We start from the raw sequence: 4271 nt of genomic DNA, 5'->3' as shown, positions 1-4271 counted from the left end.
GGCAGCACATGCCGCCGCGCCCCCGGCCGCAGGTCCCCGCCCGCCACACACCCCCGCCGGCGGCACCGCCGCGCACCCGCCGCCGGAAGCCCCGCTCCACGGGCGGACCGCTGCGGATGCTCGGCTGGATCATGGCCGTCGTCCTGGTGCTCGCCGTGTCGATGATGCTGTGGGCCGACGCCCAGCTCAACCGCGTCCAGGCGCTTCCCGACGCCCGCGTGGCCAACACCGCCGGCACCAACTGGCTGCTCGTCGGCTCCGACTCACGCCAGGGCATGAGCGAGGAGGACGCCGAAAGGCTCGGCACCGGCGGCGACCTCGGCGTCGGACGCACCGACACGATCATGCTGCTGCACATCCCCAACGCCGGGCAGGCACGCCTGGTGTCGCTGCCGCGTGACTCCTACGTCACCATCCCCGGCTACGGCGACGACAAGATCAACGCCGCCTTCACCTACGGGGGCCCGCAGCTGCTGACGGCGACCGTCGAGAATGCCACCGGCCTGCGCATCGACCACTACGCCGAGATCGGCATGGGCGGCCTGGCCAACGTCGTCGACGCCATCGGCGGAGTCGAACTGTGCCCCGCAGAACCCATCAACGACCCCCTGGCCCACCTGGACATCCAGGCCGGCTGCCAGACCATGGACGGCCCGACCGCCCTCGGCTACGTGCGCACCCGCGCCACCCCGATGGGTGACCTCGACCGCGTCGACCGGCAGCGGGAGTTCTTCGCCGCGCTCATCGATGAGGCCACCGCCGCCAACACCCTGCTCAACCCGCTGGAGTTCTTCCCGCTGGTGACCAACACGGCGAACTCCTTCACCGTGGGCAGGGGCGACCACGTGTGGCACCTCGCGCGCGTCGGTCTGGCCATGCGCGGCGGCGTGCAGACCGAGACGGTGCCCGTCGGCGGTTTCGCGGACACCGCGGTGGGCAACGTCGTGCTGTGGGAGCCGGGCGGCGCGCAGGCGCTGTGGGAGTCGATGCGGTAGAGGCTGCGCGATTCCACGTCAACGCGCGGCTGCTCCTGCATTTTCCCAGGTCGTGCGCGGGGCGGGTGGCGTTCACGTGGAATCGCGCCGTGGCGGCGGGGACTAGCCCCAGCCGAGACGCTCCAGGTCCTCCTCCTCGAGGCCGAAGTAGTGGCCGACCTCATGGAAGACGGTCACCTTCACCTGCTCGCGCAGATCCTCCACGGAACGCGCGTAGCGCTTGAGGGACTCCTTGTAGATGAAGATGGCGTCCGGCAGGAAACCGGAGTGGTGGTGCGTCCGCTCCGGCAGGGACACCCCCACGTAGAGCCCCAGGTAGCTGGGGTGCTCCTCGTTGTAGTCGGCGACCTGGATCGCCACGTTGCGCAGCTCCCGGGCGAACTCGTCGGGGATCATGTCGAGGGCGTCGTTGACCATCTCCTCGAAGGCCTCATCGCTGACATCAACCATGGCGACTACGGTACCGGCTGCTCCCGCAGGGGGTTACGGGGCGGCTGCTCGGCGGGCGGCTGGCCGTCGATGAGCAGTGCCTCGCGGCCCGCCCGCGCCGTGCCGTTGAGGTTGGCGAAACCACCGTCCGCATTGACGTGGAACAACGAGCAGTTCACCGAACGCGAACCACCGATCCACGAGGCCTGCCCGAGCGTGCCCCAGTAGGGCTGCAGCGTCGACTGGTAGAGGTTCTCCTCGCCGTCGAGGTAGTCGATCGCGGCCCGGGTGCACGCCTCCTGCAGATGACGGTCCTGGTCCTCCACGCTCGGGGTGCCCTCCGGGAACACCGCCCCGAGATCCACGATCGAGGTGGTCTCCAGGTGGTGGTTCTCCGCGCAGTCGACCAGACGCAGGGAACGGGAGTCGTCGACGAAGACGCACTCACCCGGCTGCGCGACGACCGCCTGGTCCTGCTCCGCGGCGGCCCCCGTGGTGAGCAACGGCACGCCCGACGCGTCGGTGGACTGCACGCCGCACAGCATGGTGCGGTCGCCGGCGGCCCACGCCTCGGCGGGCGGGAGGATCGGCGCGATGGAGTAACGGCCGACTGGATCGAAACGCCCACCCAGGTAACGCAGGGTGGGGGACTGGCACAGCTCCTCACGCAGCTGCGCCTGGCGGGTCAGGTCCGGCATCGGGGCGTTGCGGCCGAACTCCGAGGACGGGTAGGTCGCGAGGTTCTCCCGGGCGGAGATCTCGAAGCGGTGCTCCCCGTCGCAGGAGGCCTGCTGGAAGTTGCTCACCGTGCCGTCCCCGGCGATGTCCCACGTCAGACACGCGCCGACATCGGCGGTGGTGAAGGGCGCCACGGAACTGGAGGTGCCGTTGGACTCCCCGTTGCCGGAGTTGCCCCGGGTCGGGCTGGACGTCGTCGTGTCCCCGCCCGCCACGGTGTCCGTGGTCGCGGCGTCCGAGAAGAAGCTGTAGGAACCGACAGCGACGGCGGCGGCCAGGGCGGCCACCAGGCCGGTGCGTACCGCCGCCGCGGAACGTGCGGATCGAGTCGTCATAATCCCTTCACTCTACTCGCGCGGCACATCTGTCACACGTGTGACGCGGGTGTTCAGGCGGTACCGGTCCGTGCGGTACACCGAGGAGCACCACTCCACCGGCAGGGAACCCGAACGGGAGTGCCGGACGATGCGGAGGAGGGCGGTGCCGGGTGGGACGTCGAGAAGCATCGCCTCCTGCTCGTCGGCGCTGACCGCGGTGACCACCTGATCCGCCTCGGTGACGGGGACGCGGTAGTCGTTCTCCAGGATGGAGTACACCGAGTTGTACACGTCATTCTCCAGCAGACCCGGCACGTGCTCGGCGTTGTACCAGCCGTCGTCGATGGAGTACGGCTCCCCGTCGCCCAGGCGCAGGCGGCGCAGATGCGTGTGCGCCGTGCCCGGCGGCGAACGGAAGAACTCACTCACCTCCGGCGGGGCGGGGGCACGTTCCGAGAGCAGGATCTTCGACGTCGCCGTCACATCCTGCGCCTCCATCTCCGAACTGAACGACGCCAGATTCAGCCGCGACACCAGCGGATTCGGAGCCACGAACGTGCCCTTGCCGCGGGCCCGGCGCAGGCGGCCGCTGGCCACCAGGTCCCCGATCGCGCGCCGCACCGTGATCCGGGAGACTCCGTAGGCCTCCTCCAGGACCCGTTCGCCCGGCAGGAGGTCGCCGGGGTGCAGCTGGGTGTCGCACATCTCCTCCAGGATCGCCCGCAGCTGCGCGTGCTTGGGGCGGGGCCCGTCCGTGATCTTCGTGGCGGGCAACTGGGGGAGGGGAGAATTCCGCGGTGCAGAAGCCATGCCGCCCATTCTAGTCCACTGGTTATGACCAGTCTGCGGAATCGGCCTGTCGGGCCGGTCACGCCCCCACCGCAGGTCGCGGCCCGGGTCCGGGCCCCGCGCGGTAGGCTCATATGCGTGATTGATCTCAAATTCCTCCGCGAGAACCCCGACGTCGTCCGCGCCTCCCAGGTCAACCGAGGCGAGGACCCCCAGCTCGTTGACCGGCTCATCGCCGCCGACGAGGAACGCCGCGCCGCCATCTCCGCCGCCGACGCCCTGCGCGGCGAGCAGAAGGCCTTCGGCCGGAAGATCGGCCAGGCCGCCCCGGAGGACCGCCCGGCACTGCTCGAGGGCTCCAACGAGCTCAAGGCGAAGGTCAAGGACGCCGAGGAGGCCCAGAAGGCCGCCGAGGAGCAGGTCCACGCACTGCAGATGCAGCTGTCCAACGTGGTCGAGGGCGCCCCGGCCGGCGGCGAGGACGACTTCATCATCCTCGAGCACGTCGGCGAGCCGCGCCAGTTCGACTTCGAACCCAAGGACCACCTCGAGCTCGGCCAGAGCCTCGGCCTCATCGACATGGAGCGCGGCACCAAGGTCGGCGGCGCCCGCTTCTACTACCTCACCGGCGACGGCGCGTTCCTGCAGCTCGGCATGATGATGCTCGCCGCCCAGAAGGCCCGCGACGCCGGCTTCCAGCTCATGATCCCCCCGGTGCTCGTGCGCCCCGAGATCATGCAGGGCACCGGCTTCCTCGGCGAGCACGCCGACGAGGTCTACTACCTCGAACGCGACGACCTCTACCTGGTCGGCACCTCCGAGGTGGCGCTGGCCGGCTACCACAAGGACGAGATCATCGACCTGTCGAAGGGCCCCGTGAAGTACACCGGCTGGTCCTCCTGCTTCCGCCGCGAGGCCGGCTCCTACGGCAAGGACACCCGCGGCATCATCCGCGTCCACCAGTTCGACAAGCTGGAGATGTTCGTCTACTGCAAGCCGGAGG

General features: G+C 69.8%; 5 protein-coding genes. 2 read left to right on the top strand and 3 right to left on the bottom strand.

Translation table 11 applies throughout. From position 1 onward, the window contains the following. The coding region (locus tag GXZ33_RS00880) for an LCP family protein (RefSeq protein ID WP_291338981.1) at positions 1–995 on the top strand (995 nt) is incomplete at its 5' end. A gap of 102 nt (positions 996–1097) precedes the next feature. Here the strand turns inward: GXZ33_RS00880 and GXZ33_RS00875 are convergent. Genes GXZ33_RS00875 through GXZ33_RS00865 form a run of 3 tightly spaced genes read right to left on the bottom strand, consistent with a single transcriptional unit; the run spans position 1098 to position 3289 of the window. Beyond that, positions 1098–1445: a metallopeptidase family protein gene (locus tag GXZ33_RS00875; RefSeq protein ID WP_291338980.1), complete on the bottom strand. Its 348-nt coding sequence runs from the start codon at positions 1443–1445 to the stop codon at positions 1098–1100. A gap of 5 nt (positions 1446–1450) precedes the next feature. Next, positions 1451–2497, bottom strand: coding sequence for a septum formation family protein (locus tag GXZ33_RS00870; RefSeq protein WP_291338979.1), 1047 nt, complete (start codon positions 2495–2497; stop codon positions 1451–1453). Between the two features lie 12 nt (positions 2498–2509). Further along, entirely contained in the window at positions 2510–3289 is a 780-nt protein-coding gene (locus GXZ33_RS00865) for a GntR family transcriptional regulator (RefSeq protein WP_291338978.1), read from the bottom strand. Between the two features lie 117 nt (positions 3290–3406). On the opposite strand from GXZ33_RS00865, the gene GXZ33_RS00860 reads away from it, so the two are divergent. Beyond that, positions 3407–4271: aminoacyl--tRNA ligase-related protein (locus tag GXZ33_RS00860; RefSeq protein ID WP_291338977.1), on the top strand; the 865-nt coding region annotated here is incomplete at its 3' end.

It is taken from the genome of Corynebacterium sp. (genome assembly GCF_012838985.1).
In the GTDB taxonomy this organism is placed as follows: Bacteria; Actinomycetota; Actinomycetes; order Mycobacteriales; family Mycobacteriaceae; genus Corynebacterium.
Note: the sequence above shows the minus strand (reverse complement) of the source record. Positions and strands in the feature narration are given on the sequence as shown.